The organism is Streptomyces sp. cmx-4-9 (assembly GCF_046548835.1).
Lineage (GTDB): Bacteria > Actinomycetota > Actinomycetes > Streptomycetales > Streptomycetaceae > Streptomyces.
This window is the reverse complement of the sequence record NZ_JAEBEE010000001.1, coordinates 74,903-98,763: the sequence shown is the minus strand read 5'-3', so window position 1 is coordinate 98,763 and position 23,861 is coordinate 74,903. Positions and strand designations below refer to the sequence as shown.

Genomic DNA, 23,861 nt, shown 5'->3' with positions numbered 1-23,861 from the left:
GACTGTGGGCGATGAACGAGACACCGACGCGCGTGTACGCCGAGATCGACCTTGACGCCGTGCGGGAGAACGTACGCGCACTGCGCGCGCGGGCACCCCGGGCCGCCCTGATGGCCGTGGTCAAGGCGAACGCCTACGGGCACGGGGCGCTGCCCTGCGCCGTGGCCGCCCGGGAGGCCGGCGCCGAGTGGCTCGGGACGGCCACGCCCGAAGAGGCGCTCGCGCTGCGCGCCGCCGGGATCGGCGGCCGGATCATGTGCTGGCTGTGGACCCCCGGCGGGCCCTGGCGGGAAGCCGTCGAAGCCGATCTCGACGTCTCCGTCAGCGGGCTGTGGGCCCTGGAGGAGGTGCGGGCCGCCGCCCGCGCCGCGGGCCGCCCCGCGCGCATCCAGCTCAAGGCCGACACCGGCCTCGGCCGCAACGGCTGCCAGCCCGCCGACTGGGCCGAGCTGGTGGGCGCGGCCGTCGCCGCGCAGGCCGAGGGCACCGTCGAGGTCACCGGCCTCTGGTCGCACTTCGCCTGCGCGGACGAGCCCGGCCACCCCTCCATCCAGCTGCAGCTCACCGCCTTCCGCGAGATGCTCGCGTACGCCGAGAAGGAGGGCCTCGACCCCGAGGTCCGGCACATCGCCAACTCGCCGGCCACGCTCACCCTCCCGGAATCCCACTTCGACCTGGTGCGCTGCGGGATCGCCGTCTACGGCGTGTCGCCCGCGCCCGAACTCGGCACCCCGGCCCAGCTGGGCCTGCGTCCCGCGATGGCCCTCAAGGCCTCCCTGGCCCTGGTCAAGTCCGTGCCCGCCGGGCACGGCGTGAGCTACGGCCACCACCACGTCACGGAGACCGGCACGCAGCTCGCCCTGGTGCCGGCCGGGTACGCCGACGGCATCCCGCGGCACGCCTCCGGGCGGGGCCCCGTCCTCATCGGCGGCACCGTGCACCGCGTTGCCGGGCGCGTCGCCATGGACCAGTTCGTGGTCGACTTGGGGGACGGCCCCGCCCGGGCCGGCGACGAGGCGGTGATCTTCGGGGACGCCGGGCGCGGCGAACCCACCGCCGAGGACTGGGCCGAGGCGGCGGGCACGATCGCGTATGAGATCGTCACCCGTATCGGAGGGCGCGTGCCCCGGGTGTACCTGGGCCGCTGACGCGGAGTGAGGGCGGCGTGGGTGAGAACTGGCGCAAGGCAGGCTGGGCCGGTGCCGCCATCGGCGTGCTGGCGGCCGGCGCCGCGGCCGGCGTGACGGTCGAGCGGATCACCGTGGGACGCGGCATGCGGCGCAAGGCGCGCCTGGCCCTCGACGCCACCGGCGACTACGGGTCCCTGCGCGGCACCGAGGGCACCTGCCGGGCCGAGGACGCCACCGAGCTCTACTACGAGGTCGACGAGCTGCCCGGCGACGCCGCCGCCAAGCGCCGCATGCGGCGCAGGTCCGCGGCCCCGGCCACCGTCGTCTTCTGCCACGGCTACTGCCTCGGCCAGGACTCCTGGCACTTCCAGCGGGCGGCCCTGCGCGGGGTCGTCCGCACGGTGTACTGGGACCAGCGCAGCCACGGCCGCAGCGCCCGCGGCGTGGCGCAGGCCGGCGGCGAGCCGGTGACCATCGAGCAGCTCGGCCGCGACCTGAAGGCCGTGGTGGACGCGGCCGCGCCCGAGGGGCCGCTGATCCTGGTGGGTCACTCGATGGGCGGTATGACCATCATGGGATTTGCCGAGCAGTTCCCCGAGACCGTGCGCGAGCGCGTCGTCGGGGTGGCCCTGGTCGGCACCTCCAGCGGCGGACTCGGCGACGTCACCTACGGTCTCCCAGCCCTGGGTGTCGGCGCCGTCCGCAGAATCCTGCCCGGCGTGCTGAAAGCCCTCGGGTCCCAGGTGGAGCTGGTGGAGAAGGGCCGCCGCGCCACCGCCGACCTGTTCGCCGGCATGATCAAGCTGTACTCGTTCGGCTCCCGGGACGTGGACCCGGCGGTCGCGCGCTTCGCGGAGCGGCTCATCGAGGCCACCCCGATCGACGTGGTCGCCGAGTTCTATCCGGCGTTCCAGATCCACGACAAGTCCGTGGCGCTCCAGCGGTTCGCGGACATCCCCGTCACCGTCATCGCCGGGAGCCGGGACATGATCACCCCGCTCGCGCACAGCGAGGCCATCAAGCGGGAGCTGCCGGGCGCCGAACTGGCCGTCCTGGAAGGCGCCGGGCACCTGATGATGCTGGAGCAGCCGGAGACCGTGACCGGGCTGCTGACCGCGCTGCTGGCGCGCACCGGGGCGGTCCCCGCAGCGACTAACGTTGGCGGGCATGGAAGAAGTACCGCTGGAAGCACGGCGCAGCCCGGTCCTGGAGTCTGAGGCCGGTTCCTCCGCCGAGACCGTGATCACCATCGGCTCCCCGGACGCGATGCAGGAGCTCGGCCGCCGGCTGGCCGGCCTGCTGCGGCCCGGGGACCTGGTGCTGCTGACCGGGGAGCTGGGTGCGGGCAAAACCACGCTGACCCGCGGCCTGGGCGAAGGCCTGGGCGTGCGCGGGGCCGTGACCTCGCCGACCTTCGTGATCGCCCGCGTCCACCCCTCACTGGCCGACGGGCCGCCGCTGGTCCACGTGGACGCCTACCGGCTGGGCGGGCTCGACGAGATGGAGGACCTGGACCTCGACGTCTCGCTGCCGGAGTCCGTGGTCGTCGTCGAGTGGGGCGACGGCAAGGTGGAGGAGCTCTCCGACGACCGGCTCCACGTGGTGATCGCCCGGGCGGTCGGCCACGAGGAGGTGCTGGACGACGTACGCCGGGTCTCGCTGCGCGGAGTCGGGGCGCGCTGGAGCGCCGGAGCGGGGCTGGAAGCGCTGGCCGGGGCCCTCCCGCAATAAACGTACCGACAAGAGGTCGGCAAGATATTGCGCTGGTGGCGCGGCGCGTGGTGACATGGTACCGAGAGTTTCTTAGGTATGCCTAAGTCGGCTCCCCGGTCCAGGAGGAACCATGTCGGCACCCGCAGGAGCACCGCGCCACCACCCCCGGCCGTCCGCCGTGTCGATGCGGGCACTGCTCGCCGCCGGCCGCGCCGCCACCGCCGTCTCCACCCCGCCCCCGAACGCCCGCGCGTCCGGCGGACAGGACCCGGCCGAGGACACGCAGCAGGCCGCTCCGGAATCCGAAGCGGCCTGAAGCGGGGCGGGAGGGCCGCACCCCGGCGCACACCGGGGGCCTGCTTCCCGTGTCCCGCGAACGGGTGAAAGGGGCGGGCGGGGCGTCAGGTCAAGGGACGACGACGACCTTCGCGTTGATCGTGGCGAACGCCCACATCGCGTCACCGTCCGCACGCGACATCCGGATGCCGCCGGTCTTCTTGCCCGGGTCGGGCTCCGGCATCGCGCCGTCCACCCGGGCACTGAAACCGATCACCACCCCGTCCGGACTGGCGAAGCGCACGACGTGCTCGATCGGCACCCCGTCGGACCCGGTGACCGCACCCGAGCGCGAGGTGACCGCGTAGCTGCCGGGCTTCGGGTGCACCGTGCTCGGCATCACCGCGAAGGACTTCGGCTCCTGCCCCGCCTCCGTCACCAGCCACACCCGCTTCTGGCCCACGGAGTACACGACGCGCGGGCCGGTACCCGAGTCGGCCGGGACGGCCGCCGGCTTGGCCGGGTCCTGCTTGGCCGGGGCCTGGCTCTGGACGGGCGCCGGCTGCTCCGCCGCGGTCGCCGGCCGCGCGGGGGCGCTCGCCGAAGCCTGGTAGCCGAGGAAGCCCACGACGGCGATCGCCGCGGCGGTGAGCCCGGCCACGATTCCCGAGCTGCTGCTTGCCACCTTGCTCCACCCTCCGCGCTGACCGGTCTGCGCACCGACCGGTTGCCATTTGTCGACCTCGGTCGAAAGGTAGCAGCCGGGCTGCCCGCTGCCCGGCCGCAAGGCCACCGCTGCCGGGAGTCGTAGGCTGTTCGCGTGCTCCTGCTCGCTGTAGATACCGCCACGCCCGCCGTCACCGTCGCCCTGCACGACGGCGAGTCCGTCCTCGCCGAGTCGAACCAGGTCGACGCCCGCCGCCACGGGGAGCTCCTGCTGCCCTCCGTCGACGCCGTGCTCGCCGAGGCCGGACTGAAGCTCGCCTCCGTCACCGGGATCGTCGTCGGGGTCGGTCCCGGCCCCTACACCGGGCTCCGCGTCGGCCTGGTCACCGCCTCCACTTTCGCCGCCGTGCTCGGCGTTCCCGTGCACGGCCTGTGCACCCTGGACGGCCTCGCGTACGCCGCCGGCGCCGCCGGGATCGAGGGCCCCTTCACCGTGGCCACCGACGCCCGGCGCAAGGAGGTCTACTGGGCCCGGTACGAGGACCCGCTGACCCGGGTCGGCGAACCCGCCGTGGACCGCCCGGCCGACATCGCCGAACAGGTCGCCGACCTGCCCGCGGTCGGCCAGGGCGCCTTCCTGTACCCGGAGGTCTTCCCGGACGCGCGCGCCCCCGAGCACCAGTCGGCCGCAGCCCTGGCCGGCCTCGCCGCGCAGCGCCTGGCCGCCGGGGAGCCCTTCCTGCCGCCCGTCCCGCTCTACCTGCGCCGGCCCGACGCGCAGGTCCCCAAGAACTACAAGGTGGTCACCCCCCAGTGACCGGCGTGAGCACCGTGCTGCGCGAGATGCGCTGGTGGGACATCGCACCGGTGCTGGAACTGGAACACGAGCTCTTCCCCGACGACGCCTGGTCCGCCGGCATGTTCTGGTCCGAACTGGCCCGCGCCCGCGGCCCGCGCGCCACCCGCAGGTACGTCGTCGCCGAGGACCCCTCGGGCCGCCTGGTGGGCTACGCCGGGCTGGCCGCCGCCGGGGACCTGGCCGACGTACAGACCATCGCGGCCGCCCGCGACCAGTGGGGGACCGGGCTCGGCGCGCGGCTCCTGACCGACCTGCTGCGCGCCGCCACCGCCTTCGAATGCGCCGAGGTGCTGCTGGAGGTGCGGGTGGACAACGCCCGCGCCCAGAAGCTCTACGAACGCTTCGGTTTCGAGCCCATCGGCTTCCGGCGCGGCTACTACCAGCCCGGCAACGTCGACGCGCTCGTGATGCGACTGACCGACCCCGCACAAGCACGAACTGAGAGCAGTGAGAGCAATGGCTGACGAACCGCTGGTCCTCGGCATCGAGACGTCCTGCGACGAGACCGGCGTCGGCGTCGTCCGGGGCACCACCCTGCTCGCGGACGCCATCGCCTCCAGCGTCGACGAGCACGCCCGCTTCGGCGGCGTCGTCCCCGAGGTGGCCTCCCGCGCCCACCTGGAGGCGATGGTGCCCACCATCGAGCGCGCCCTGAAGGAGGCCGGGGTCAGCGCCCGCGACCTCGACGGCATCGCGGTCACCGCGGGCCCCGGCCTCGCCGGCGCCCTGCTGGTGGGCGTCTCGGCGGCCAAGGCGTACGCGTACGCCCTCGGCAAGCCGCTGTACGGCGTCAACCACCTGGCCTCGCACATCTGCGTGGACCAGCTGGAGCACGGGCCGCTGCCGGAGCCGACGATGGCCCTGCTGGTGTCCGGCGGGCACTCCTCGCTGCTGCTGGCCCCGGACATCACCTCCGACGTCCGGCCGCTCGGCGCGACCATCGACGACGCCGCGGGCGAGGCCTTCGACAAGATCGCCCGCGTGCTCCAGCTGGGCTTCCCCGGCGGCCCCGTCATCGACCGCCTCGCGCGCGAGGGCGACCCGAAGGCGATCAGCTTCCCGCGCGGGCTCACCGGGCCGCGCGACGCGGCGTACGACTTCTCCTTCTCCGGGCTGAAGACGGCCGTCGCCCGCTGGATCGAGGCCAAGCGGAAGGCGGGCGAGGACGTGCCCGTCCGCGACGTGGCCGCGTCCTTCCAGGAGGCCGTGGTGGACGTGCTGACCCGCAAGGCCGTACGGGCCTGCAAGGACGAGGGCGTCGACCACCTGATGATCGGCGGCGGTGTGGCCGCCAACTCGCGGCTGCGCGCGCTCGCGCAGGAGCGCTGCGACGCCGCCGGGATCGTGCTGCGCGTACCGCGGCCCAAGCTGTGCACGGACAACGGTGCGATGGTGGCGGCCCTGGGCGCCGAGATGGTCAAGCGGAACCGGCCGGCCTCGGACTGGGACCTGTCCGCGGACTCCTCGCTGCCGGTGACGGACCCGCACGTGCCGGGCACCGCCACCACCGGGGACCACGACCACGCCCACGACCACGGCGGTGCGCACGGCCACGGCCACGGCCACGGCCACGGCGGTGCACACGACCACGGCCACGACCACCTGCACGAGCTGAGCAAGGACAACCTGTACTCGTGAGCACCGTCGCGCTGATGTGGGAGGCCCGGGCCGCCGACGGCAGGGGCAACGAACTGCTGGAGTGGGCCCGCGCCCAGGTCCTCGCCCGGGAACCGGTGCGCCGCGAGGTGTTCCGGGCCCCGCAGGACCGGGTGCTCGTGATCACCTGGTGGGAGGCCGCCGAGGGCATCGGTGCGGATCTGCCCGAACTCCCGGAGCCCGCAGCCGACTTGATCACGCGGGCGGTGCACCGCTGGCGCTTCGAGTCGGCCGGGGTGGACGGGGGCTGAGCGCAACCACCGGGCGCCGGGGGCCTCGACCGCGTCTGGACCCGGTGCCGCTATGGTCATGTTCATGCCTCGCCGTGACCTGCCGCCCCCGCCTCCCCCCGCGCACCTGCGTGCCTGGCTGGACGAGACGGCCGTCCGCGACGACCGTGCACGGTTCCTGCTCGACCTGGGCCGGCGCAGCCTCGGGCTCGGACGGCTGCTGCTGCTGTGGGCCGTCTCCGCGGTCTTCGCCCTCGGCTGGTCCTTCGTCGGCATGGGCCTCATGGCCTTCGAGGAGGGCGACCCCGTCGCCTTCGTCCTCGGCATCGTCTTCGTCGCCCTCGGCGCCGGCGTCCTGGTCCCCGCCGCCTTCTGGTTCGCCTGGGGCGCCCGGCGCGACCGCCAGGTGCACCGGCTGCTGTGCGCCTGGGCCGAGACCACCCGCGACCCGGTGACCGACCGCCAGGTGCGCGCCCCCGGACGGAGCCTGACCTGGCTGCTCGCCTCGTTCCTGGTGGGGGTGGCCGGGCTCTGGGTCACCTTCGGGGTCGCGGTGTCCGCCCGGCCGGGCCAGGAGACCTACGGCGAGGTCGCGTACTGCATGGGCCTCGGCATGATCCTGTGGATCACCGGGCTGCTCGGCCTCGGCAAGGCGGGCGTGCACTACCGCTGGGCCGTACGCGCCTTCCGCGCCCCGCGCCGGGGCTGACCCCCCGGCGCCCGGCGCGGCAGGCCGCGCGGCCCGGGCGCCGCGACCCGGTGGAGCTCCCCGGCCACAGCACTAGGCAGCCGGCGGCACCGGGAAGCCGATCAGCATCGACGGAGCACCCGCCACCCGGGTCAGGAACACCGTCGCGGAATGCGGCCCCTGCGGTTTGACCTTGCGGCGCAGCTCCTCCGGCTCGATCGCCGAACCCCGCTTCTTCACCGTCAGCACGCCGACCCCGCGCTCGCGCAGCAGCGCCTTCAGCCTCTTCAGGCCGAACGGCAGCACGTCGGTGATCTCGTACGGGGTCGCGTACGGGGTCGCCCGCAGCTCGTCGGCGGTCACGTAGGCGATGGTGGGGTCGATGAGCCGGCCCTCCAGCTGCTCGGCGACCTCCGCCACCAGATGGGCGCGGATCACCGCGCCGTCGGGCTCGTACAGGTAGCGGCCCACCGGCCCGGCCGGCGGATCGGGCAGGGGCGCGGCGGTCTCCAGGGCGCGCGGCCCGGGCAGCAGGGTGGCGCGCACGGTCCCGGGGGCGGTGCCGAACCAGAGCACGGCCTCCTTGACGTCCCCCTGGTCGGAGATCCACTCGGCCTCGGCCTCCGGGGGCACGGCCTCGTGCGGGATGCCCGGGGCGATCTTCACGGCGGCGTACGGGGCCGCACGGGCCGTGGCCACGGCCCACGACAGGGGAGGCGAGTAGGACTCCGGGTCGAAGATCCGGCCGCGCCCGCCGCGCCGGGCCGGGTCGATGAAGACGGCGTCGTACGCGGACACGTCCACCTGCGTCACATCCGCCTCCCGGACCTCGATCAGGTCCGCGAGCCCCAGCGCCTGCGCATTGGCCCGCGCGACGGCGACCGTCAGCGGGTCGTGGTCCACCGCCAGCACCCGGATGCCCAGCCGCGCCAAGGCCAGAGCGTCCCCGCCGATGCCGCAGCACAGGTCGGCGAGGCTGCGCACGCCGAGGGCCGCGAGCCGCCCCGCCCGGTACGAGGCCACCGAGGCCCGGGTGGCCATCTCGCCGCCGCCGGGGGTGAAGAACATCCGGTGGGCGTCCTGCGCACCGAACTTGGCCACCGCCCGCTGCCGCAGCCGGGCCTGCCCGAGCGCGGCGGAGACCAGCCCGGCGGGGTGCCGGCGGCGCAGCCGGGTGGCGAGGGCGAGCTCCTGGGCGGGGTCGTGGTCGCGGAGCGAGTCGAGGAGGGAGCGGCCCTCCGGGGTGAGGAGGGCGGCGAAGTCTTCGGGGGTCACGCCCTCCATTGTCGGCGACGGGCCGGCCGGGTGGGCCGGTGTGGGCCAGCCGGAGGAAGGTGCACGTCCGCTCGCGGTGTCTGGCGGGGAGTCGGCGCGTCCGGTGCCAGGATGCCCAGCTATGCAGCTAGTCCGACAAACGGAACATAAGACGCAGTTGGGTCACCGGCGTGCGGCGCGTCCGCGCGGCCGGTTCGGGGTGGCGCTGGCCGCGGTGCTCGTCGCCGCCCTCGGCACGGCGTGCGGCTCCGCGGAGTCCGGAACGCCGGACAAGCCGGAGAAGAGCAAAGCGGGCAAGGGCACCGACGCGCCCGGCGCCGGCGGAGCCCAGGTCAGCCAGGCCGAACGGATGAAGGCGGCCCAGCAGGCGCGCATCGCCGCCGCGAAGAAGTGGCGCCTGGCCAAGCCGCCGCTCGCCGCCCCTCCCGCTCCCAAGGAGAAGGCGCACATCACCACCCGCGACGGCTTCGAGGTCGAGGACGGCGACGAACTGCCCCCGGTCTTCACCACCGTCCCCACCGAGGACAAGGTCGTCTTCCTCACCATCGACGACGGCGCGGAGAAGGACCCCGAGTTCGTCACGATGATGCAGGAACTGAAGATCCCCTACACGGCCTTCCTCAGCGACTACCTCATCCGCGACAACTACCCGTACTTCAAGGGGATGCAGGCCGCGGGCGTCACCCTGAACAACCACACGCTGAACCACCGCTACATGCCGGCGCTGTCGTACGAGAAGCAGCGCGAGGAGATCTGCGGCCAGCAGGACACCATCCAGAAGCAGTTCGGCAAGCGGCCGACCCTCTTCCGCCCCCCGTACGGCAACTACAACCAGGACACGCTGCTCGCAGCCAAGTCCTGCGGCATCAAGGCGGTCCCCCTGTGGAACGCCGAGGCGTTCACCAACCGCATGGACTACCGGGAATGGGACCGCGACCTGCACCCCGGTGACATCATCCTCACGCATTTCCGGGGGCGCGAGGACTGGAAGGGCACCATGCCTGACATGATCCGTCATGTCATGAAGACCGTCACGGACAAGGGGTACGCCGTGGCCCGCCTGGAGGACTACCTGTGAAGCACGCGCGCCGGTGGGCAGCCGCAACCCTGGCCGCCGGCGCGCTCGCGCTGTCCCTGACGGGGTGCGGGGACGGCGTGGACCCGACCGAACGCCTGGGCCGCCGGACGACGCAGCCCCCGGCCACCGCCACCCCGTCGCCGGCCGCTCCGTCGGCGACGGGGAGCCCGGCACCCGGCGGCGCCTCGGACGAGGCGTACCGCAAGTGGGGGCTCAGCGCCCCCCTCCAGTACGCCCCCGGGCCCGCCCGGAAGCCGGCGCTCCCGGAACCGGGCCCCGGCAGAGCCCGCGTCGTGGACCGCATACCCGTCCCGGCCGAGGAGAAGATAGTCTTCCTGACCTTCGACGACGGCGCCGAGAAGGACCCCGAGTTCCTGAAGATGGCCGCCGACCTCAAACTGCCGATCAGCATGTTCCTGACGGACAGCGTGGCCTCCTCCGACTACGGGCACTTCGAGAAGCTCCGCGACAACGGCTCGGCCAGCACGGTCAACAACCACACGCTGACCCACCCGAACCTGCGCACGCTGCCGTTCGCTGCGCAGAAGCACGAGATATGCGGCCAGCAGGACCGCCTGGAAAAGCGCTTCGGCCGGCGCCCGCCGCTCTTCCGCCCGCCCTTCGGCAACTACAACGACGACACCCTCCGGGCCGCCTCGGAGTGCGGGGTCTCGTCCGTGGTCCTGTGGCGGGTGTCGATGCAGATCAACAACTTCCAGTACGCCGAGGGCTCCGCCCTCACACCGGGCGACATCGTCCTGGCCCACTTCCGGGGCCCGTCGGAGCTCAAGGGCGCGACAGAGGTCCAGATGACGACCCGGATGCTGCAGCGGATCCAGGAACAGGGCTACCGGATAGGGCGTCTGGAGGACTGGGTCTAGGGCGGCGGGGGACTCGGCTCGCGGGCGCCCAGAGCCCCCACCACCGTCTCCGCCGGACCCCGCGCATCCGCCTCGCGCCGGCGTTCCGCGCTGTCGCTGATGCGCAGGAGGAGCGCGATCATGATCCAGTTGGCCAGCAGGGACGAGCCGCCCTTCGCCAGGAACGGCAGGGCCTTGCCGGTCAGGGGGATCAGGCCCGTCACGCCGCCCGCGACCACGAAGACCTGGAGGGCCAGCGCCGCGGCCAGGCCCACCGCCAGGAGCTTGCCGAAGGGGTCGCGGGCCCCGAGGGCCATCCGCAGCCCCCGCTGGACGAGGAGGGCGTACAGCAGGAGTACGGCCATCACCCCGGCCAGGCCGAGTTCCTCGCCCACCGTCGTCAGGATGAAGTCGCTGCGCCCGGCGAAGGCGATCAGTTCCGGGTGGCCCAGGCCCAGCCCGGTGCCGGACACGCCGCCGGTGCCGAAGCTGAAGAGCGCCTGCGCCGACTGGTCCGAGGTCACCCCCGGGGGCCGGTGCTCCCAGTAGTACGAGAGGGGGTTGAGCCAGGCGGCGACGCGTGCCTTGACGTGCGGCTCCGTCGATCCGACGACGAACGCGCCCAGGGAGGCCATCACCAGGCCGCACACGATCCAGCCGGTGCGCTCCGTGGCGACGTAGAGCATGACCACGAAGACGCCGAAGAAGATCAGCGAGGTGCCGAGGTCGCGTTCGAAGACCAGGACCAGCATGGACACGATCCACACCGTGACGATCGGCCCGAGCTGGCGCATCGGCGGCAGGCGTATGCCGAGGAACCTGCGGCCCGTCAGGGCGAGCGAGTCCCGGTGGACGACCAGGTATCCGGCGAAGAAGACCGCGATCATGATCTTCACGAACTCGCCGGGCTGGAGTGAGAAGCCGAAGAGCTTGATCCAGCGCTTCGCGCCGTACGTGTCCGCGCCGAAGAAGGCCGGTGCGATCAGCAGCACCAGCGCGACCGCCATGGTGAGGTAGATGAACCGCTGGAGCAGCCGGTGATCGCGCAGCAGCGCCAGCACCAGCAGGCAGGCGGCGACCCCGACCACCGTCCACACCAGCTGGCCGGGGGCGTTGGCGTCCGAGTGGTAGCGCTCGATGTAGCCCTGGTCGAGGCGGTGCAGCAGCACCAGCCCGAGTCCGGTGAGCAGCATGGCCAGCGGCAGGACCAGCGGGTCCGCGTAGGCCGCGAACCGGCGTACGCCCAGGTGCCCCACCAGGGACAGCAGGCTCAGGCTGAGGGTGAAGCCGGTGAGGTTGGCGGGCAGCTCCCCGTTCCTCGCCAGGCCGGCGCACACGTGCCCGAACACGGCGATGGCGACGACGAAGAGGAGCAGCAGCGCTTCGGTCCGGCGGCGGGTTCCGGCCGGTGTGAGGGGCCTCAGTCCGCGCACGGGATGCCGGCCGCGGGGGAGGGGGTGGCGGGGCGAGGTGACGCCGGTGGGGCCGGTGTCGGGGGTGACGCCTCGGGCGGGGCCGCTGCCGGTGCGCCCGCGGTGTGCGGGGCGCTCGGGCTCGCAGTCGGCTCGGGTCCGATCTGCTCGGCAATGAGGCGTTTTATCTTCATATCATCTACGACGATGGCGCCCTCCCCATGGTTCCTGCCGGTCCGCCGGGGCCCCGCCGGCGACACCCCCGGGGGCGAGAATTGGCACTCCGCTTGACCGAGTGCTAATCGCCGGAATAGTGTCGCACCTGGCACTCACCCCGGGTGAGTGCCAACACAGCGACAGGCAGGTCCGGCACCCGCGACGACGGATCGACCTGGTCGCCACCTCAGACAGTTAACCCCGGATCTCCGAAGGGGGAGGTCGGATCGTGACGACCGCCAGCTCCAAGGTTGCCATCAAGCCGCTCGAGGACCGCATTGTGGTCCAGCCGCTCGACGCCGAGCAGACCACGGCCTCTGGCCTGGTCATCCCGGACACCGCGAAGGAGAAGCCCCAGGAGGGCGTCGTCCTTGCGGTGGGCCCGGGTCGCTTCGAGGACGGCCAGCGTCTCCCGCTGGACGTCAGCGTCGGTGACATCGTGCTGTACAGCAAGTACGGCGGCACCGAAGTGAAGTACAGCGGCGAGGAGTACCTCGTCCTCTCGGCTCGCGACGTGCTCGCGATCGTCGAGAAGTAATTCGCTTCAAGTTTTGATTTGAGCTGCGCCCCTGGTCACCCTGCTGATGCCGGGCGGCGAGGGGCGTAGTTCGTTCCAGGCGGTGGCGGTCGCGGTGAGCGGCCGATCGCAACGAGAGGACTGAACCGCTCCCATGCCGAAGATTCTGAAGTTCGACGAAGACGCCCGTCGCGCCCTTGAGCGCGGCGTCAACAAGCTTGCCGACACGGTCAAGGTGACGATCGGCCCCCGCGGCCGCAACGTCGTCATCGACAAGAAGTTCGGCGCTCCCACCATCACGAACGACGGTGTCACCATCGCTCGCGAGGTCGAGCTGGACGACCCGTACGAGAACCTGGGCGCGCAGCTCGTGAAGGAGGTGGCGACCAAGACCAACGACATCGCGGGCGACGGCACCACCACCGCCACCGTGCTGGCCCAGGCGCTGGTCCGCGAGGGTCTGCGCAACGTCGCCGCGGGTGCCTCCCCGGCCGCCCTGAAGAAGGGCATCGACGCCGCGGTCAAGGCCGTGTCCGAGGAGCTCCTCGCGACCGCCCGCCCGATCGACGACAAGTCCGACATCGCCGCCGTGGCCGCGCTCTCCGCGCAGGACCAGCAGGTCGGCGAGCTCATCGCCGAGGCGATGGACAAGGTCGGCAAGGACGGTGTCATCACCGTCGAGGAGTCCAACACCTTCGGCCTGGAGCTGGAGTTCACCGAGGGCATGGCCTTCGACAAGGGCTACCTCTCGCCGTACATGGTCTCCGACCAGGAGCGTATGGAGGCCGTCCTCGACGACCCGTACATCCTGATCAACCAGGGCAAGATCTCCTCGATCCAGGACCTCCTGCCGCTGCTGGAGAAGGTCATCCAGGCCGGCGCCTCCAAGCCCCTGCTGATCATCGCCGAGGACGTCGAGGGCGAGGCGCTCTCCACCCTCGTCGTCAACAAGATCCGCGGCACCTTCAACGCGGTCGCCGTCAAGGCCCCCGGCTTCGGTGACCGCCGCAAGGCGATGCTCCAGGACATGGCCACCCTCACCGGTGCCACCGTCATCGCCGAGGAGGTCGGCCTCAAGCTCGACCAGGCCGGCCTGGACGTACTGGGCACCGCGCGCCGCGTGACCATCTCCAAGGACGACACCACCATCGTCGACGGTGGCGGCAGCTCCGAAGAGGTCGTCGGCCGCGTCAACCAGATCAAGGCCGAGATCGAGTCCACCGACTCGGACTGGGACCGCGAGAAGCTGCAGGAGCGCCTGGCGAAGCTCGCCGGCGGCGTCTGCGTCATCAAGGTCGGCGCCGCCACCGAGGTGGAGCTCAAGGAGAAGAAGCACCGCCTTGAGGACGCCATCTCGGCGACCCGCGCCGCGGTCGAGGAGGGCATCGTCTCCGGCGGTGGCTCCGCGCTCGTCCACGCCGTCAAGGTCCTGGAGGGCAACCTCGGCCTGGCCGGCGACGAGGCCACCGGTGTCGCGGTCGTGCGCCGCGCCGCCGTCGAGCCGCTGCGCTGGATCGCGGAGAACGCCGGCCTCGAGGGCTACGTCATCACCGCGAAGGTCGCCGAGCTCGACAAGGGCCAGGGCTTCAACGCCGCCACCGGCGAGTACGGCGACCTGGTCAAGGCCGGCGTCATCGACCCGGTGAAGGTCACCCGTTCCGCGCTGGAGAACGCCGCCTCCATCGCCTCCCTGCTGCTCACGACCGAGACCCTGGTCGTCGAGAAGCCGGCGGAGGAAGAGGGCGACGCCGGTCACGGCCACGGTCACGGCCACAGCCACTGACGTCCCACACCTGACGTCCCGCGCCTGACGTTTCACGCCTGATGTCCGGCGTCCGGCGTCCGGCGTAGGGGAAGGCCCCGGTCACCGCTGCTCAGCGGGGGTGACCGGGGCCTTCCCCGTCTGCGGCCGGCATCAGCCGGGCAGCGGGTCCGTCAGGCCCATCTGCCGCATCAGGCCGGGGGCGTCGTAGTACCACCAGCCCTCCGCGATCAGGCCGTTTTCGCAGCGGAAGGTCGTACAGCCGGACATGGTGAATTCGCCGCCCCCGGACGGCACCCCCAGGAACGCGCCCTTCTGGGTGCCCTTCCAGTCCCAGAGCGTGGTGACGCAGTCCCCTTCGGCGATCTGGCGGGTCCGGTCGAAGGTGAAGTCGAACGCGTCGCGCCACATCGCGATCGTGCGCTGCTGCCCGTCGCGGTCGTGGCCCCGCCCCTCGGCGTCCATGATGTCGTGGCCCGTGTAGTCGGCCGCGAAGCACTCCGCCATCACCGTGAAGTCGCCGCTCATCAGGATCTCGTCGAAGACCCGGTCCACGGTGCGCTTGTTCATGTGCTCGTCGCGGACCACGTCGAGGTTCATGAACCGGGGCATGCCCTCGCAGAGGGACACCATCTCCTGGAACATCCGGTCCGTCTCGGGGAGCTGAGAGTTCTTCATGGCCTCCTCGTACGAGGGGAATTCGACGAAGTCGACGTAGTGGTTCCGGGCTTCCCGGTCCCTGCCGATCATGGTGTGGCCGACCGTGCGCCGGCCGCTGGACTGCTCCGTGTAGCGGTCGATGAGCGCGTTCATCTCGTCGAACCGCAGGGTTTCGTAGTCGATCACCTGGACGAATGTCATGGCGTCGCCTCCCGGTGGATGGGACATGTCCATTTTAGGGAGGTATCATCCGGTCGGGCGTCTTACCGGTGAGTCACTGGGGCCCGTACTTGCGGCCCGTCCGGGAGGACACCCCGCCCAGCAGACCGCGCGGCGTCAGCTTCACCACGCCCATCAGCGCCTTGTACCGCGGGTCCGGGATCGACACCGTCTTGCCGCGTGCCAGGTCCGCCAGCGCCGAGGCCACCAGTTTGTCGGCGTCCAGCCAGAGCCAGCCCGGGATGTTGTCGGTGCCCATGCCCGCGCGCTCGTGGAACTCCGTCCGCACGAAGCCCGGGCACAGCGCCATCAGCCGTACGCCGGAACCCGCCAGGTCCTTGGCCGCCCCCTGGGTGAACTGCACGACCCAGGCCTTGCTCGCCCCGTACGTGCCGCGCGGCACGAAGGCGGCCACCGAGGCCACGTTGATCACTCCGCCGCGGCCGCGCTCACGCATCGAGGAGGTGGCCGCCGAGGTCAGCCGCAGCACCGCCTCGACGTGCACCTTCAGCATGGTGAGCTCGTCGGCCATCGGGACTTCGAGGTAGCGCCCCTTGTTGCCGAAACCGGCGTTGTTGACCAGCAGGTCCACCGGGTGCGTGCGGTCCCCGAGGCGTTTCTCCACCGCGGTGATCCCCTCCTCGGTGGAGAGGTCCGCGGCCAGTACCTCGGCCTCGATGCCGTGCCGGTCGTGCAGCTCGGTGGCCTGTTCGCCGAGGCGCTTCGTATCGCGCGCCACCAGCACCACATTGTGCCCCTGGGCGGCGAGCCGCCGGGCGAAAGCGGCGCCGATGCCCGCCGTGGATCCCGTAATCAACGCAGTCGTCATAGGCGCAACCTAGCTTCCCCGGCCGCCGGCGCTACTGCGCCCCGGACTTCACACCGTACTTCTCCAGGTACTGGCGCACGGTCTGGTGGGCCTTCGGCTCCATCGCCGCACCCGCTGCGAGCGTCTGCGGGAGCAGGGAGCGCTCGGTGGTGAAGGCCCGGAACCAGAGCTGCACCGTCACCTCGTGGTCCGGCCGGTGGACGATCTCGATGGGATCGCCGGGCGAGACCGAGCCCGGCCGGATCACCCGGAGGTACGCGCCCGGCCGGGCCCCGGCCGTGAACCGCCGTACCCAGCCGGGCTCGCCGAGGGCCTTCTGGAAGGTCTGGCAGGGGATGCGGGCGGAGGCCACCTCCAGGACCAGGTCGGCCCCGACCTGCCAGCGGTCGCCGAGGCGCGCCGTGTTCAGGTCGATGCCGGAGGTCGTGAAGTTCTCGCCGAAGAGGCCGGCGGGCAGCTCACGGCCCAGCTCGGCCTCCCACCGGTCGAGGTCCTCGCGGGCGTACGCGTACACCGCCTGGTGGTCGCCGCCGTGGTGGCGGCGGTCGCACACGGCGTCGCCCTCCAGGCCACTGCCCAGGCCGCTGTCCTGGGGGCCGGGGGCGAGGACGCGGACCGGGCCGGCGACGGGCCGCTTGCCGATGCCGGTGCGCGCACTGTCGGGATCGGCCTGGTCGACGGGTCTGGCGCGGCCGGTGTTCACGGAGATCAGGTGCATGGGGCCCGAGGTCATGGGGACACGCTAGCCGAGCCCTCCCAAAGGGTCACGCGGTTATGGAGGCGGCAGTCAAAGCAGGCCTTATGCTCAACGGGTGATCGAGGCACGTCATCTCCGGGTTCTGCGCGCTGTCGCCGGGACCGGTTCCTTCTCCGCCGCGGCCCGTGAGCTCGGCTGCACCCAGCCCGCCGTCTCGCAGCAGATGAAGGCGCTGGAGCAGTCGGCGGGCACCCCGCTGCTGATCCGCACCGGCCGCGAGATGCGGCTGACCCAGGCGGGTGAGGCGCTGGTCCGCCACGCCGCCGGAATCCTGGCCGGGCTGACCGCCGCCGAGGAGGAGGTCGCGGCCATCGCCGGGCTCCGCGCGGGCCGGGTCCGGCTGGTCTCCTTCCCCAGCGGCAGCTCCACGCTCGTGCCGACCGCGCTCGCGGCAATGCGCGCCGAGCACCCGGGGACCCGGATCTCGCTGGTCGAGGCCGAGCCGCCGCGCTCGGTGGAGATGCTGCGCGAGGGCGACTGCGACCTGGCGCTGGCCTTCCGCTACGGCGGCGCCTCCGGGTCCGCCGCCGAGTGGGAGGACCTGGTGGTGCGGCCGCTGCTGACCGACCGCCTCGTCGGGCTGGTCCCCGAGGGCCATCCGCTGGCCGGGGCCGAACGGGTGGAGATGGCGGAGCTGGCGCAGGAGCCCTGGATCGCGGGCTGCCCGCGCTGCCGCCGCCATCTGGTCGAGGTGTGCGAGGAGGCGGGGTTCACCCCGCGCATCGACTTCGCCACCGACGACTACCCCGCAGTGGTGGGGCTGGTCGGCGCGGGGCTGGGCGTCGCGGTGCTGCCGGAGCTCGCGGTGGAGTCCGTACGCGCCAAGGGCGTGAGCACCCTCGTGGTGGAGCCGGCCGTCGAGCGGGAGGTGGTGGCGCTGACCCTGCCCGACCTGGCCCGCGTGCCGGCGGTGGCCGCGACCCTGGCCGAACTGGAACGGGCCGCGGCGCGCTGACACCGCCGCGGCGGCGCCGGCGGGCGCCGTCCGGACGGTGCACCGGCGGCGCGTGGCCTGCGGTTTGCGTACGCCGACGGTTTGCGTACGCCGGGCGCCCGGGCGGGGGCGGTGGCCGGCCGCCCGGGGCGGAGCGCGCGTGAAGAAACGTTCCTTCGGACGTTTCCGGCGGGTCTCAGTGCGGAGTGATCGGTCCGATCGTGCTCGATGCGGGGATCAGGCGGTGGCGTGCGCGGCCCATCAGTTCCTCGCGTTCGTCCTCGGTGAGGCCGCCCCACACCCCGTAGGGCTCCCGGACGGCGAGTGCGTGCGCGGCGCATTCCGCGCGCACCGGGCATCGCATGCAGACCTCTTTAGCCGAGGCCTCGCGCGCGCTCCTGGCCGCACCCCGCTCGCCCTCCGGGTGGAAGAAGAGGGAGCTGTCGACTCCTCGGCAGGCGGCCAGCAGCTGCCAGTCCCAGAGGTCGGCGTTGGGTCCGGGGAGGCGGGAGAAATCTGCCATTGGTAGTCCTCTTGGTGCCGGTACTGAGGCGGATACGGTCCATGTCTCCAAGGTCTCCACACCTACTGTCGTAGTAGATGTAAATATGACTCATTGGGAATCTAGCCTCAGACACATGGCAAACGGAAGGAAAGCCGCCAAATAGGGCATAGCTCCAGATGGAGGACACGCGGCTGGTGGCGTCCGCGTCGTGATCGCTTCCTCACGTAGAGTGCCGAAGGTGCCCATCGGACCCGTAACTCTTTCGAGTGACCATCGTTGAGAGTGCGAAGGCGGTTGAACGAAGAAGTTCTCGGACAGATGTCCGGGGGCATCGACCGCACAGGTGACGATACGTACCAGCCTGGAGGCTCAAGGTGACGCGCATCAGCAGCTGCGGAGGGCGGTCATGACATCCGTCCTCGTCTGCGACGACTCCCCGCTTGCCCGAGAGGCGCTCCGTCGCGCGGTTGCCACCGTGCCCGGCGTCGAGCGTGTGACGACGGCTGCCAACGGCGAGGAAGTCCTCCGCCGCTGGGGTGCCGACCGCTCCGACCTCATTCTGATGGATGTCCGGATGCCCGGGCTCGGCGGTGTCGAGACGGTCCGCCGGCTCCTCTCGGCCGACCCCGGCGCCCGCATCATCATGCTGACGGTCGCCGAGGACCTGGACGGCGTGGCCCTCGCGGTCGCCGCCGGCGCCCGCGGCTACCTGCACAAGGACGCCTCGCGCGCCGAACTGCGGGCCACGGTCACCCAGGCCCTCGCCGACCCCACCTGGCGACTGGCCCCGCGCCGGCTCCGTTCGGCCGAGATGGGCGCCGCGCCCACGCTCACCGCGCGCGAGATCCAGGTGCTGGAAGGCATGAGCCACGGCCGGTCCAACGCGGAGATCGGGCGCGAGCTCTTCCTCTCCGAGGACACGGTCAAGACCCACGCCCGCCGGCTGTTCAAGAAGCTGGGCGCGTCCGACCGGGCGCACGCCGTGGCCCTCGGCTTCCGCTGGGGCCTGGTCCGCTGAGCCCGGGGCCCCGGCCCGGTCCCGAGCGGACCGTACGGCCGGCGGCCGGCTGCCGAGCGGTCCCGTCCGTCCGCAGCGGACGGGGCGCCAGGCGTCCCCACCGGACGCCGCCGGGGCCGTCCCGGCGGCGCCCCGGCCCGCAGGCGGCGCGCGCCCGGCCCCCTGCGGCGGGCGCGGTCCCGTGCCCTCGGACCCGGCGTTCCCGTCGTACCCGGTGCGCACCCGGGGATTGACGGGGCACAATCCGGGGGACGTGTCGCTTCGTGCGCGATGCCGCATCCTTGAGGGTGTGCCGCATTCTTGGAGATGTGGAGTCCTCGGGGACTATTCGGCCGAGCGGGAGGGGAGGGCGCACGACATGAGTTCCGGTGCACCCGCTCATAACGCTTCGATGCACAACGCGGACCACGGCGGCGCGGAAGCTCCGGCGTCAAGGCACCATGGATTGATGCGCGACGACGAGGCCCTGGGGTCACCCCCGGCCACAGGCCCCACCGGCGCCGCCGGAGGCGGCGGTGGCGGACCCGTCAGCGCGCTCGTGCGGCGGGCCGTGGAGGGCGATGAACAGGCCACGCACGACCTGCTGGCCTTCGTGCACCCGCTGGCCATCCGCTACTGCCGGACCCGGCTCTCCCGCCTGCCCGGTGATGCCCGCCACTTCGTCGAGGACCTGGCGCAGGAGGTCTGCGTCGCGGTGCTGATGGCCCTGCCGCGCTACCGCGACACCGGCCGGCCGTTCGAGGCCTTCGTCTTCGCCATCGCCGCCCACAAGGTCGCCGACCTGCAGCGGGCCGCCATGCGGCACCCCGGCAGCACCGCCGTGCCCTCCGACGAGATGCCCGAGCGGCCCGACGACTCCCTCGGCCCGGAGGAGCGGGCGCTGCTCAGCAGCGACGCCGCCTGGGCCAAGAAGCTGCTGGCGAACCTCCCGGAGAACCAGCGCGAGCTCCTCGTGCTGCGGGTCGCCGTCGGCCTGACCGCGGAGGAGACCGGGCAGATGCTCGGGATGTCCCCGGGGGCCGTGCGGGTGGCCCAGCACCGGGCGCTCAGCCGGCTCAGGGCGCTCGCCGAGCAGTAGCCGGACCGGCGGCCGCCCGGTTCGCCGGAGCGGGCCCCGCACTGCTCCGTACAGCGGAATGCCTCGTAGGAATCCACGAAACTTCCGCCTGGTCTTGGTCGTGGAATGAGACGCCTCGGGATCCCGTTAGCATGGACATCCGCGCTGAGCAAGACCATTTGGGAAGGTGTCATGACTGCCGACGGAGTGCCCGACAAATTCGCCACGCTCGGACTGACCTACGACGACGTGCTGCTGCTGCCGGGCGCGTCGGACATGTCCCCGGACGCGATCGACACCTCCTCCCTCATCTCGCGGAACGTCCGCGTCAATGTGCCGCTGCTGTCCGCCGCCATGGACAAGGTCACCGAGGCCCGCATGGCCATCGCGATGGCCCGCCAGGGCGGCGTCGGCGTCCTGCACCGCAACCTCTCCATCGCCGACCAGGCCAACCAGGTGGACCTGGTCAAGCGCTCCGAGTCCGGCATGGTCACCGACCCGATCACGGTGCACCCGGACGCGACCCTCGGTGAGGCCGACCAGCTCTGCGCGAAGTTCCGCATCTCCGGCGTCCCGGTCACGGACGCGGCGGGCAAGCTGCTGGGCATCGTCACCAACCGCGACATGGCCTTCGAGTCGGACCGCAGCCGCCAGGTGCGCGAGGTCATGACCCCGATGCCGCTGGTCACGGGCAAGGTCGGCATCTCCGGCGTGGACGCCATGGAGCTGCTGCGCCGCCACAAGATCGAGAAGCTTCCGCTGGTCGACGACGCGGGCACCCTCAAGGGCCTCATCACGGTCAAGGACTTCGTCAAGGCGGAGAAGTACCCGAACGCCGCGAAGGACAAGGACGGACGGCTGCTGGTCGGCGCCGCCGTCGGTGTCGCCGGCGACGCCTACGAGCGCGCCCAGGCGCTGATCGAGGCCGGCGCCGACTTCATCGTCGTCGACACCGCCCACGGCCACTCCCGGCTGGTCGGCGACATGGTCGCCAAGATCAAGTCGAACTCCGCCGTCGACGTCATCGGCGGCAACGTCGCCACCCGCGACGGCGCCCAGGCGCTCATCGACGCCGGCTGCGACGGCATCAAGGTCGGCGTGGGCCCCGGCTCGATCTGTACCACCCGCGTCGTCGCCGGCATCGGCGTCCCGCAGGTCACCGCGATCTACGAGGCCGCCCTGGCCGCCAAGGCGGCCGGTGTCCCGGTCATCGGCGACGGCGGCCTGCAGTACTCCGGCGACATCGCCAAGGCCCTGGTCGCGGGAGCCGACACGGTGATGCTCGGTTCGCTGCTGGCGGGCTGCGAGGAGTCCCCGGGCGAGCTGCTCTTCATCAACGGCAAGCAGTTCAAGTCCTACCGCGGCATGGGTTCGCTCGGCGCGATGCAGTCCCGTGGCGACCAGCGCTCCTTCTCCAAGGACCGCTACTTCCAGGAGGGCGTCGGCGGCGACGACAAGCTCATCCCCGAGGGCATCGAGGGGCAGGTGCCCTACCGGGGCCCGCTCTCCGCGGTCGTGCACCAGCTCGTCGGCGGCCTGCGCCAGTCGATGTTCTACGTCGGCGGCCGCACCGTCCCCGAGCTGCAGGACCGGGGCCGATTCGTCCGGATCACCTCGGCGGGCCTCAAGGAGAGCCACCCGCACGACATCCAGATGACGGTGGAGGCACCGAACTACTCCCGCAAGGGGTAACAGCCGTACGAGAGGGGCGGCCCCGGAGGACCGGGGCCGCCCCTCCTGCGTCCCGCCCCGTCCGTACAGCGGTCAGGGGAACGCGACTCTCCGGCGTTCGGGGATACTGGACGGGCAGACCCAGAGGAAAGGCCACCACACGTGACTGAGATCGAGATCGGGCGCGGCAAGCGCGGCCGCAGGGCGTATGCGTTCGACGACATCGCCATCGTCCCGAGCCGGCGTACCCGGGACCCGAAGGAGGTCTCGATCGCCTGGCAGATCGATGCGTACCGCTTCGAGCTCCCCTTCCTGGCCGCCCCCATGGACTCGGTCGTCTCCCCGCAGACCGCGATCCGCATCGGCGAGCTGGGCGGCCTCGGTGTGCTGAACCTCGAAGGCCTGTGGACCCGGTACGAGGACCCGCAGCCGCTGCTGGACGAGATCGCGGAGCTGGACGAGGAGTCGGCCACCCGCCGCCTCCAGGAGATCTACTCCGCGCCCATCCAGGCGGACCTGATCCGCCGGCGCATCAAGGAGGTGCGCGACTCGGGCGTCGTCACCGCCGCCGCGCTCTCCCCGCAGCGCACCGCCGAGTTCTCCAAGGCCGTCGTCGACGCGGGTGTGGACATCTTCGTCATCCGCGGGACCACCGTGTCGGCCGAGCACGTCTCGGGCGCCGCCGAACCGCTGAACCTGAAGCAGTTCATCTACGAGCTCGACGTCCCGGTCATCGTGGGCGGCTGCGCCACGTACACCGCGGCCCTGCACCTGATGCGCACCGGCGCCGCGGGCGTCCTGGTCGGCTTCGGCGGCGGCGCCGCGCACACCACGCGCAACGTGCTCGGCATCCAGGTCCCCATGGCGACCGCCGTGGCGGACGTGGCCGCGGCCCGCCGCGACTACATGGACGAGTCCGGCGGCCGCTACGTGCACGTCATCGCCGACGGCGGCGTGGGCTGGTCGGGCGACATCCCGAAGGCCGTCGCCTGCGGTGCGGACGCCGTCATGATGGGCTCCCCGCTGGCCCGCGCCACGGACGCGCCCGGCAAGGGCAACCACTGGGGCATGGAGGCCGTCCACGAGGACGTGCCGCGCGGCAAGAAGGTCGACCTGGGCACGGTCGGCACCACCGAGGAGATCCTCACCGGTCCGTCGATCAGCCCGGACGGTTCGATGAACATCTTCGGGGCGCTGCGCCGTTCGATGGCCACCACCGGCTACAGCGAGCTCAAGGAGTTCCAGCGGGTCGAGGTCACGGTCGCGGACTCGCAGCACAGCCGCTGATCCACCCGTACGCAGGTACGCCGGAGGGCCGGCACCCCGAGGGGGGTGCCGGCCCTCCGGCGTGCGGGCGGCGGGTGTCAGGCGCTCTTGCGGGCGGTCTGGAAGGCCGTGTAACCGCCGATGGCGAGGAAGAGGTAGGTCATCGGGGAGGACACTTCCTTCCAGGCCTCGAAGAGCTTGTCGAAGCCGACGCTCAGGATGTCCGGGACGGTCGTGCCGAACTCGTCCGCGAGGAGCCAGGCCATGCCGAAGATCTGGCCGCCGAAGACGGCCGCCAGGGACAGCACGACGCTGAGCAGCGGCAGCAGCGGGTTGGAGCCGCCCACCTTGCCGGCCGCGAGGCCGACGAGCGCGCCGACGGCGACCGCGGCGTAGCCGATCTGGTAGCCGCTGGCGCCGATGATCGCGCCGTAGACGGCGCCGGTGACGACGGCCGCCACGACGGCGGCGAGGACGCCGAGGCCGATGTTGCCCGTGCGGGCCGGGGCCGGCGCCTGGACCGGGGCTGCGGTGTAGGAGTCGGGCGCGGGCGGCTGGAAGTTCTGAGCCATGGGAAATCCCCCCCAGGGATTCGGGCGCACGGGTG

General features: G+C 72.1%; 26 protein-coding genes. 18 read left to right on the top strand and 8 right to left on the bottom strand.

Going from position 1 to position 23,861, the window contains the following annotated elements:
• Positions 1-11: 11 nt before the first annotated feature.
• From alr to ACLJTM_RS00415, 4 genes are all read left to right on the top strand, one after another.
• Positions 12-1,148, top strand: a complete 1,137-nt coding sequence (gene alr, locus ACLJTM_RS00430; protein ID WP_411101333.1) for an alanine racemase — start codon at positions 12-14, stop codon at positions 1,146-1,148.
• 17 nt (positions 1,149-1,165) lie between these two features.
• Positions 1,166-2,347, top strand: coding sequence for an alpha/beta fold hydrolase (locus ACLJTM_RS00425; RefSeq protein ID WP_411101332.1), 1,182 nt, complete (start codon positions 1,166-1,168; stop codon positions 2,345-2,347).
• Positions 2,298-2,861 carry a tRNA (adenosine(37)-N6)-threonylcarbamoyltransferase complex ATPase subunit type 1 TsaE gene (tsaE, locus tag ACLJTM_RS00420; RefSeq protein ID WP_411101331.1) on the top strand — a complete coding sequence of 188 codons (564 nt, stop codon included), beginning with the start codon at positions 2,298-2,300 and terminating at the stop codon, positions 2,859-2,861. The genes ACLJTM_RS00425 and tsaE overlap by 50 nt, the downstream gene beginning before the upstream one ends.
• A 112-nt stretch (positions 2,862-2,973) precedes the next feature.
• Positions 2,974-3,159 carry a hypothetical protein gene (locus tag ACLJTM_RS00415; protein ID WP_411101330.1) on the top strand — a complete coding sequence of 62 codons (186 nt, stop codon included), beginning with the start codon at positions 2,974-2,976 and terminating at the stop codon, positions 3,157-3,159.
• A gap of 90 nt (positions 3,160-3,249) precedes the next feature.
• Here the strand turns inward: ACLJTM_RS00415 and ACLJTM_RS00410 are convergent, their stop codons facing one another.
• Positions 3,250-3,804: a hypothetical protein gene (locus tag ACLJTM_RS00410; RefSeq protein ID WP_411101329.1), complete on the bottom strand. Its 555-nt coding sequence runs from the start codon at positions 3,802-3,804 to the stop codon at positions 3,250-3,252.
• Positions 3,805-3,939: 135 nt separating this feature from the next.
• On the opposite strand from ACLJTM_RS00410, the gene tsaB reads away from it, so the two are divergent.
• The 5 genes from tsaB (at position 3,940) to ACLJTM_RS00385 (ending at position 7,239) form a co-directional block, all read left to right on the top strand.
• A complete protein-coding gene (gene tsaB, locus ACLJTM_RS00405) occupies positions 3,940-4,602 on the top strand; it encodes a tRNA (adenosine(37)-N6)-threonylcarbamoyltransferase complex dimerization subunit type 1 TsaB (RefSeq protein ID WP_411101328.1) in 663 nt (220 codons plus the stop codon).
• 26 nt (positions 4,603-4,628) lie between these two features.
• Positions 4,629-5,108, top strand: coding sequence for a ribosomal protein S18-alanine N-acetyltransferase (rimI, locus tag ACLJTM_RS00400; RefSeq protein ID WP_411102232.1), 480 nt, complete (start codon positions 4,629-4,631; stop codon positions 5,106-5,108).
• Positions 5,101-6,282, top strand: a complete 1,182-nt coding sequence (gene tsaD, locus ACLJTM_RS00395) for a tRNA (adenosine(37)-N6)-threonylcarbamoyltransferase complex transferase subunit TsaD (RefSeq protein WP_411101327.1) — start codon at positions 5,101-5,103, stop codon at positions 6,280-6,282. The genes rimI and tsaD overlap by 8 nt, the downstream gene beginning before the upstream one ends.
• Complete coding sequence (locus tag ACLJTM_RS00390; RefSeq protein ID WP_411101326.1) at positions 6,279-6,551, top strand: hypothetical protein; 273 nt, start codon at positions 6,279-6,281, stop codon at positions 6,549-6,551. The genes tsaD and ACLJTM_RS00390 overlap by 4 nt, the downstream gene beginning before the upstream one ends.
• A gap of 64 nt (positions 6,552-6,615) precedes the next feature.
• Positions 6,616-7,239, top strand: coding sequence for a hypothetical protein (locus ACLJTM_RS00385; protein WP_411101325.1), 624 nt, complete (start codon positions 6,616-6,618; stop codon positions 7,237-7,239).
• 72 nt (positions 7,240-7,311) lie between these two features.
• On the opposite strand, the gene ACLJTM_RS00380 is transcribed toward ACLJTM_RS00385, so the two are convergent.
• On the bottom strand, positions 7,312-8,493 hold the full coding sequence (locus ACLJTM_RS00380) for a THUMP-like domain-containing protein (RefSeq protein WP_411101324.1): 1,182 nt from the start codon (positions 8,491-8,493) through the stop codon (positions 7,312-7,314).
• A gap of 121 nt (positions 8,494-8,614) precedes the next feature.
• On the opposite strand from ACLJTM_RS00380, the gene ACLJTM_RS00375 reads away from it, so the two are divergent.
• Both ACLJTM_RS00375 and ACLJTM_RS00370 read left to right on the top strand, forming a co-directional pair.
• Positions 8,615-9,571 carry a polysaccharide deacetylase family protein gene (locus ACLJTM_RS00375; protein ID WP_411101323.1) on the top strand — a complete coding sequence of 319 codons (957 nt, stop codon included), beginning with the start codon at positions 8,615-8,617 and terminating at the stop codon, positions 9,569-9,571.
• Positions 9,568-10,452, top strand: a complete 885-nt coding sequence (locus tag ACLJTM_RS00370) for a polysaccharide deacetylase family protein (protein WP_411101322.1) — start codon at positions 9,568-9,570, stop codon at positions 10,450-10,452. The genes ACLJTM_RS00375 and ACLJTM_RS00370 overlap by 4 nt, the downstream gene beginning before the upstream one ends.
• Here ACLJTM_RS00370 and ACLJTM_RS00365 read toward each other — a convergent pair.
• The gene (locus ACLJTM_RS00365; RefSeq protein WP_411101321.1) at positions 10,449-11,864 is read right to left on the bottom strand and encodes an FtsW/RodA/SpoVE family cell cycle protein; all 1,416 of its coding nucleotides are present in this window, start codon (positions 11,862-11,864) and stop codon (positions 10,449-10,451) included. The genes ACLJTM_RS00370 and ACLJTM_RS00365 overlap by 4 nt on opposite strands.
• Before the next feature lie 424 nt (positions 11,865-12,288).
• Between ACLJTM_RS00365 and groES the strand changes: the two genes are divergently transcribed.
• Together groES and groL are read left to right on the top strand one after the other, a co-directional pair.
• Positions 12,289-12,597, top strand: a complete 309-nt coding sequence (gene groES / locus ACLJTM_RS00360) for a co-chaperone GroES (RefSeq protein ID WP_030230757.1) — start codon at positions 12,289-12,291, stop codon at positions 12,595-12,597.
• A gap of 133 nt (positions 12,598-12,730) precedes the next feature.
• Entirely contained in the window at positions 12,731-14,359 is a 1,629-nt protein-coding gene (groL, locus tag ACLJTM_RS00355) for a chaperonin GroEL (RefSeq protein ID WP_411101320.1), read from the top strand.
• Between the two features lie 132 nt (positions 14,360-14,491).
• On the opposite strand, the gene ACLJTM_RS00350 is transcribed toward groL, so the two are convergent.
• The 3 genes from ACLJTM_RS00350 to ACLJTM_RS00340 all read right to left on the bottom strand — a co-directional run bounded on the left by ACLJTM_RS00350 (position 14,492) and on the right by ACLJTM_RS00340 (position 16,764).
• The gene (locus ACLJTM_RS00350; RefSeq protein ID WP_411101319.1) at positions 14,492-15,199 is read right to left on the bottom strand and encodes an ester cyclase; all 708 of its coding nucleotides are present in this window, start codon (positions 15,197-15,199) and stop codon (positions 14,492-14,494) included.
• 73 nt (positions 15,200-15,272) lie between these two features.
• On the bottom strand, positions 15,273-16,046 hold the full coding sequence (locus tag ACLJTM_RS00345) for an SDR family NAD(P)-dependent oxidoreductase (RefSeq protein WP_411101318.1): 774 nt from the start codon (positions 16,044-16,046) through the stop codon (positions 15,273-15,275).
• Between the two features lie 31 nt (positions 16,047-16,077).
• Positions 16,078-16,764, bottom strand: coding sequence for an MOSC domain-containing protein (locus ACLJTM_RS00340; RefSeq protein WP_411102231.1), 687 nt, complete (start codon positions 16,762-16,764; stop codon positions 16,078-16,080).
• Between the two features lie 94 nt (positions 16,765-16,858).
• Here ACLJTM_RS00340 and ACLJTM_RS00335 point away from each other — a divergent pair, with 94 nt between their 5' ends.
• Positions 16,859-17,758 carry a LysR family transcriptional regulator gene (locus ACLJTM_RS00335; RefSeq protein WP_411101317.1) on the top strand — a complete coding sequence of 300 codons (900 nt, stop codon included), beginning with the start codon at positions 16,859-16,861 and terminating at the stop codon, positions 17,756-17,758.
• Between the two features lie 175 nt (positions 17,759-17,933).
• Here the strand turns inward: ACLJTM_RS00335 and ACLJTM_RS00330 are convergent, their stop codons facing one another.
• On the bottom strand, positions 17,934-18,260 hold the full coding sequence (locus ACLJTM_RS00330) for a WhiB family transcriptional regulator (RefSeq protein ID WP_411101316.1): 327 nt from the start codon (positions 18,258-18,260) through the stop codon (positions 17,934-17,936).
• A 388-nt stretch (positions 18,261-18,648) separates the two neighbouring features.
• On the opposite strand from ACLJTM_RS00330, the gene ACLJTM_RS00325 reads away from it, so the two are divergent.
• From ACLJTM_RS00325 to ACLJTM_RS00310, 4 genes are all read left to right on the top strand, one after another.
• Entirely contained in the window at positions 18,649-19,260 is a 612-nt protein-coding gene (locus ACLJTM_RS00325; protein ID WP_003948568.1) for a response regulator transcription factor, read from the top strand.
• 448 nt (positions 19,261-19,708) lie between these two features.
• A complete protein-coding gene (locus ACLJTM_RS00320) occupies positions 19,709-20,338 on the top strand; it encodes a sigma-70 family RNA polymerase sigma factor (protein WP_411101315.1) in 630 nt (209 codons plus the stop codon).
• A 171-nt stretch (positions 20,339-20,509) separates the two neighbouring features.
• Positions 20,510-22,009 (top strand): IMP dehydrogenase, encoded by a 1,500-nt coding sequence (guaB, locus tag ACLJTM_RS00315; protein WP_411101314.1) that lies wholly within the window; start codon positions 20,510-20,512, stop codon positions 22,007-22,009.
• Positions 22,010-22,150: 141 nt separating this feature from the next.
• A complete protein-coding gene (locus ACLJTM_RS00310; RefSeq protein WP_411101313.1) occupies positions 22,151-23,275 on the top strand; it encodes a GuaB3 family IMP dehydrogenase-related protein in 1,125 nt (374 codons plus the stop codon).
• A gap of 77 nt (positions 23,276-23,352) precedes the next feature.
• Here the strand turns inward: ACLJTM_RS00310 and ACLJTM_RS00305 are convergent, their stop codons facing one another.
• Positions 23,353-23,826, bottom strand: coding sequence for a hypothetical protein (locus tag ACLJTM_RS00305; RefSeq protein ID WP_411101312.1), 474 nt, complete (start codon positions 23,824-23,826; stop codon positions 23,353-23,355).
• Positions 23,827-23,861 lie beyond the last annotated feature (35 nt).

Excerpts from the sequence above, each read along its gene's own strand:
- alr (WP_411101333.1), top strand. The coding sequence starts at position 12 with ATGAACGAGACACCGACGCGCGTGTACGCCGAGATCGACCTTGACGCC.
- tsaE (WP_411101331.1), top strand. The coding sequence starts at position 2,298 with ATGGAAGAAGTACCGCTGGAAGCACGGCGCAGCCCGGTCCTGGAGTCT.
- ACLJTM_RS00415 (WP_411101330.1), top strand. The coding sequence starts at position 2,974 with ATGTCGGCACCCGCAGGAGCACCGCGCCACCACCCCCGGCCGTCCGCC.
- rimI (WP_411102232.1), top strand. The coding sequence starts at position 4,629 with ATGCGCTGGTGGGACATCGCACCGGTGCTGGAACTGGAACACGAGCTC.
- tsaD (WP_411101327.1), top strand. The coding sequence starts at position 5,101 with ATGGCTGACGAACCGCTGGTCCTCGGCATCGAGACGTCCTGCGACGAG.
- ACLJTM_RS00385 (WP_411101325.1), top strand. The coding sequence starts at position 6,616 with ATGCCTCGCCGTGACCTGCCGCCCCCGCCTCCCCCCGCGCACCTGCGT.
- ACLJTM_RS00375 (WP_411101323.1), top strand. The coding sequence starts at position 8,615 with ATGCAGCTAGTCCGACAAACGGAACATAAGACGCAGTTGGGTCACCGG.
- groL (WP_411101320.1), top strand. The coding sequence starts at position 12,731 with ATGCCGAAGATTCTGAAGTTCGACGAAGACGCCCGTCGCGCCCTTGAG.
- ACLJTM_RS00350 (WP_411101319.1), bottom strand. The coding sequence starts at position 15,199 with ATGACATTCGTCCAGGTGATCGACTACGAAACCCTGCGGTTCGACGAG.
- ACLJTM_RS00345 (WP_411101318.1), bottom strand. The coding sequence starts at position 16,046 with ATGACGACTGCGTTGATTACGGGATCCACGGCGGGCATCGGCGCCGCT.
- ACLJTM_RS00340 (WP_411102231.1), bottom strand. The coding sequence starts at position 16,764 with ATGCACCTGATCTCCGTGAACACCGGCCGCGCCAGACCCGTCGACCAG.
- ACLJTM_RS00330 (WP_411101316.1), bottom strand. The coding sequence starts at position 18,260 with ATGGCAGATTTCTCCCGCCTCCCCGGACCCAACGCCGACCTCTGGGAC.
- ACLJTM_RS00325 (WP_003948568.1), top strand. The coding sequence starts at position 18,649 with ATGACATCCGTCCTCGTCTGCGACGACTCCCCGCTTGCCCGAGAGGCG.
- ACLJTM_RS00320 (WP_411101315.1), top strand. The coding sequence starts at position 19,709 with ATGCGCGACGACGAGGCCCTGGGGTCACCCCCGGCCACAGGCCCCACC.
- guaB (WP_411101314.1), top strand. The coding sequence starts at position 20,510 with ATGACTGCCGACGGAGTGCCCGACAAATTCGCCACGCTCGGACTGACC.
- ACLJTM_RS00305 (WP_411101312.1), bottom strand. The coding sequence starts at position 23,826 with ATGGCTCAGAACTTCCAGCCGCCCGCGCCCGACTCCTACACCGCAGCC.